Source organism: Stenotrophomonas sp. HMWF023 (genome assembly GCF_003060985.1).
GTDB lineage: Bacteria > Pseudomonadota > Gammaproteobacteria > Xanthomonadales > Xanthomonadaceae > Stenotrophomonas > Stenotrophomonas lactitubi.
Genome location: NZ_QAIJ01000019.1, coordinates 1,441 through 5,537, shown reverse-complemented (window position 1 = coordinate 5,537; position 4,097 = coordinate 1,441). Strand labels below are relative to the sequence as shown.

Sequence of the window (4,097 nt, the reverse complement as noted above, 5' to 3'; positions counted from 1 at the left end):
CTCCCCACCCGTAGTGCCCCCACCTGTATGTCCCTCCAATCCCATGGCCCGGCGCCGTGCGACGACGCTGACGGCCACCTGGTCACCGCTGGCCCGCTGACCCCGCCGCCCGATGTTGCCGGCACCCCCGCCGATGCGAAGGCACTGCGCCACTCGGTCGCCGAAGACGCGCAGGGCATGGTGCTGGCGATGCTGGTGGCTTCGCTGGGTCTGGCCATCTTCGCCAAGAGCGGGCTGATGATCGGTGGCATGGCCGGCATGGCGTTCCTGCTGCACTACACCATGGGCTGGAACTTCGGCCTGGTGTTCGTACTGGTCAATCTGCCGTTCTACTGGGTGGCCGTGCGCCGCATGGGCTGGGAATTCACCCTGAAGACGTTCGCGGCGGTCACCGCCTGCGGCCTGCTGACCGACATCCTGCCGCGCTGGGCCGACTTCTCGCATATCGCGCCGTTGTACTCGGCGCTGGTCGGTGGCGCGCTGTCCGGCCTGGGCATCCTGTTCTTCATCCGCCACCGCGCCAGCCTCGGCGGCATCGGCATCCTGGCGGTGTACCTGCAGCGCACCCGTGGCTGGAGCGCCGGCAAGGTGCAGATGTCCTTCGATGCGTGCCTGATGGTGGCCGCGTTCTTCGTGCTGTCGCCGTCGAAGGTGATGTACTCGGCCATCGGTGCGGTGGTGCTCAGCCTGGTGCTGATGTTCAACCACCGCCCAGGTCGCTACATGGGCGTCTGACGGCTCACCGGCAATGCCGGCCAGCGGCCGGCACTACGGGGTGGACGCCTGCACCCACGGTGGCGCCAGCTTCAGCAGCTTGGCGTGCACCGGGCAGTCCTCGGCATGCGCGCCAGGCAGGTAGCCCAGGCTCATCAGGAACTCGCCGGTGATCTCGCCGCCGGTGAAGCGGAACGTTTTCTTGAACAGCTTCACCCAGTCGGCTTTGCTGCGAGGGTGGTGCGCGTCCAGCCACGCGGCGAAGCTGCCGTGGCTCTGGCGCAGCTGCTGGATCACCTGCGCGTTGTGGATCGCCGCCAGCACCTTCAATCGGTTGCGGATGATGCCCGGGTCCGACAGCAGGCGCTCGATGTCCTGCTCGGCATAGGCGGCGACGCGATCGACGTCAAAAGCGTCATAAGCCGCGCGGAATCCCTCGCGCTTCTTCAGGATGGTTTCCCAGCTCAGGCCAGCCTGGTTGATCTCCAGCAGCAGGCGCTCGAACAGCTCGCGCTCATCGCGCTGCGGGAAACCATATTCGTTGGCGTGGTAGTACTCGTGCACCGGGTGGCCCGGGGCGATGCGGCAGTATCCGCTCATGGTGTTGCCGCCTCCGCGCGGTCTTTGCTGCGATCAATCTCCAGCTGGCCCGCCGTGCCGTCAAGCAGCAGTGTCGGCCAGCGCGGCGGTTGCACGGTCATGCGGCCATCGCGCAGGGCCTGTGGGGCCTCGTCCGAAGTGCGCTGGTCAACGTCCTGGAAGGAAACATCACCCTCTTTTCTCCAGCCAGCCGGTTCACGCACGTGCAGCTGGCAGCGCGGGCCGCTGTACAGACTGGTCATGCACAGCAGCACTTCATCTTCGCCATCGCCGTCCAGGTCACGACGCAGGGCGACACAGCGCTTGTCGCCGATCTTGTCGGCGTCCAGGCAATCGCCCGCGCTCAAGCGCCGATCCAGTACTGCCTGCCACCAGTCATCGGCTGGCGATGCGGTGCCCTTGGCCAGCACGATCCGTGCCTTCAGGCCGGCCAGGTCGCGCACACCATCGTCGATGTCGTTGTCCCAGCGTGACTCGCGCTTCTGCCGGGCCAGTGCCTGCACGATGATGCTGGAGGCGCGGGTGTCGGTCGCCAAGGACGGCGCCTTCTGCAGCGTGCGCAGCGCCTGCACACCACGGCGGCCCAACTCGAAACGCAGCTGGTTTGCAGCGTCCGCGGTCATCAACGCCGGATCGGCGCGCAGGCGCGTCATCTGGCTGGCCAGGGTGATGCGCACCGGGTCGATCACCGGGGAGATGGCCAGCAGTGCGGTGGCCAGCACGGTCCAGCACATCCAGCGGTTGACCGGCTCAAGCCGATGCAGCCAACGCCCCTGCCGGCGCAGTGCGGCGAAGGCGTAGCCGATGGCATAGCCGGCGATCAGCACCGCAACCGCAAAGCCCCAGAAGCGCGAGAGGGTCCAGCCGTACTGGCTGACCCGCAGCGTCATTGCGTACAGCGCCAGGCCGGCGTAGATCGGCAATGCCAGCAGGCTGGCCTCGACCAGCCGGCGCAGCCATGCCGGGTAGGGAGGGCTGCCGTCGTCGTGCTGGTAGACCGCGTTGGCCAGGCTGATCAGCAACACCGCCAGCACCAGCAGCAGGCTGGCGGCCGAGCGCGTGGCCCACAACGGCGCCAGCCCGGTGAACGGCAGCGACAGCACGAACAGCACCGCGATGAACGACAGCAACGGCAGCAGGCCGCGGCAGATGGCGAACAGCACCTGGCGGGTGATCTGCATCGCGCGATGCTGGGTGCGCCCGATCAGCACGCCGAAGCCCGCCAGCACGCCGGTGGCCAAGGCGATGAAGGCGTCGCTGCCGAACAGCTCGTGGAAGAAGTCGACCTTGACCATCTGGAACAGCGCTGCCCACAACCACAGCAGCAGCCAGGTCAAGCCGGTGAACACCGCCGCCAGCACCAGGGTGAGACCGTTCTGCCAGGCACGTTCGAACAGTGCGCCGTAGTCGGCCCGCCAATGACCGGCGTGCAGGCGGAACTGCCACCAGGGCAGGGCAATGAACGTGGCAACCGCCAGGCAGACCGAGAGCGGAACCTGCAGCCCGGCCGCATACAGCGCGGTTTCTCCGCTCAGGTTCCAGGCGGCCCAGGCCGCCAGCGCAAGCACCAGCAGCGAGGCCAGCCCGGCGTGCAGCCACAGGCGCCACGCCTTCAGATCGACCAGCGTCAACGCCACTGCGGTGGGCACGGTCAGTACCCAGGCATACCAGCAGTAGCGCCAGCCGATGTCCCGGAACGGCCATTGGTCGGCCAGTTCCTGGGCGGCGAAAAGCATCAGCCCCTGCAGCAATGCGATCAACACGATCATGCTGCGGGTGGGCCATGACAGCGTTGCGTCCTGCTGCATCGGGTCGTCCTCCTTGCAAGAGCGCCATCCTAGCCCATCCCTTCGCGCCCGCATCCGGCCGCAGCGGTTAGAATGACGCCCATGCCAGTAACGCCGACTTCCCTCGCCAATCACCTGCTCGTGGCGCTGCCGTCGCTGATCGACGCCACCTTCGCCCGCACCGTTGCGCTGATCTGCCAGCACGACGAGAACGGGGCAATGGGGGTGCTGGTCAACCAGCCTTCCGAGTACACGCTGGGCGAAGTGCTGGCGCAGATGGACATCGCCACCGTCGATGGTGGTCTGCAGGCGCGTCCAGTACTCAATGGCGGGCCGGTGCATCCCGAACGTGGTTTCGTCATCCATGACGATGCGCGCGCGTGGGATTCCAGCCTGATCGTCGGTGACGGCCTGTACCTGACCACCTCGCGTGACATCCTCGAGGCGATGGCGCGCGGTGAAGGCCCGGCCAACGCCGTGGTCACCCTGGGCTGCGCGGGCTGGAGTGCCGGCCAGCTGGAAAGCGAACTGTCCGAGAACAGCTGGTTGACCGTGCCGGCCGACGCCGAACTGGTGTTCCAGCTGCCGCTGGAACAGCGCTGGCAGGGCGCCGCCTCGCGCATTGGCGTCGATCTGTTCCGGCTGACCGACTACAGCGGCCATGTCTGAGCCCGCCCTCATCCGTCGCGATGGCACCGTACTCGGTTTCGACGTCGGCTCGCGCCGGATCGGTGTGGCGATCGGCAGTGCGTTCGCCGCGCATGCGCGCGCGGTGGCCGTGGTCGATGTGCACGGTAATGGTCCCGACTGGGCGGCGATCGAACGCCTGCTCAAGGAATGGAAGCCCGATGGCCTGGTGGTTGGCGATCCGCTGACCCTGGACGGCCAGGACCAGCCCAACCGCAAGCGCGCGCAGGGCTTTGCCCGCCAGCTGCGGGAACGTTTCAAACTGCCGGTGGTGATGATCGACGAGCGTTCCAGCTCGGTCGAGGCCGC

General features: G+C 67.3%; 5 protein-coding genes. 3 read left to right on the top strand and 2 right to left on the bottom strand.

What is annotated here, in order from left to right; genetic code table 11:
* Positions 1-27 precede the first annotated feature (27 nt).
* Positions 28-735, top strand: coding sequence for a YitT family protein (locus DBR20_RS00640; RefSeq protein WP_181392981.1), 708 nt, complete (start codon positions 28-30; stop codon positions 733-735).
* 33 nt (positions 736-768) lie between these two features.
* Here DBR20_RS00640 and DBR20_RS00635 read toward each other — a convergent pair whose 3' ends face one another.
* Together DBR20_RS00635 and DBR20_RS00630 are read right to left on the bottom strand one after the other, a co-directional pair.
* On the bottom strand, positions 769-1,314 hold the full coding sequence (locus DBR20_RS00635) for a DNA-3-methyladenine glycosylase I (protein ID WP_100463504.1): 546 nt from the start codon (positions 1,312-1,314) through the stop codon (positions 769-771).
* On the bottom strand, positions 1,311-3,122 hold the full coding sequence (locus tag DBR20_RS00630; protein WP_108264822.1) for a DUF4153 domain-containing protein: 1,812 nt from the start codon (positions 3,120-3,122) through the stop codon (positions 1,311-1,313). The genes DBR20_RS00635 and DBR20_RS00630 overlap by 4 nt, the downstream gene beginning before the upstream one ends.
* An 81-nt stretch (positions 3,123-3,203) precedes the next feature.
* Between DBR20_RS00630 and DBR20_RS00625 the strand changes: the two genes are divergently transcribed.
* Together DBR20_RS00625 and ruvX are read left to right on the top strand one after the other, a co-directional pair.
* A complete protein-coding gene (locus tag DBR20_RS00625) occupies positions 3,204-3,770 on the top strand; it encodes a YqgE/AlgH family protein (RefSeq protein WP_108264821.1) in 567 nt (188 codons plus the stop codon).
* Positions 3,763-4,097: Holliday junction resolvase RuvX (gene ruvX, locus DBR20_RS00620; RefSeq protein ID WP_258223066.1), on the top strand; the 335-nt coding region annotated here is incomplete at its 3' end. The genes DBR20_RS00625 and ruvX, both read left to right, overlap by 8 nt.

What these genes read in the sequence shown, in the direction of transcription:
- DBR20_RS00640 (WP_181392981.1), top strand. Translation starts at nt 28, where the DNA reads ATGTCCCTCCAATCCCATGGCCCGGCGCCGTGCGACGACGCTGACGGC.
- DBR20_RS00635 (WP_100463504.1), bottom strand. Translation starts at nt 1,314, where the DNA reads ATGAGCGGATACTGCCGCATCGCCCCGGGCCACCCGGTGCACGAGTAC.
- DBR20_RS00630 (WP_108264822.1), bottom strand. Translation starts at nt 3,122, where the DNA reads ATGCAGCAGGACGCAACGCTGTCATGGCCCACCCGCAGCATGATCGTG.
- DBR20_RS00625 (WP_108264821.1), top strand. Translation starts at nt 3,204, where the DNA reads ATGCCAGTAACGCCGACTTCCCTCGCCAATCACCTGCTCGTGGCGCTG.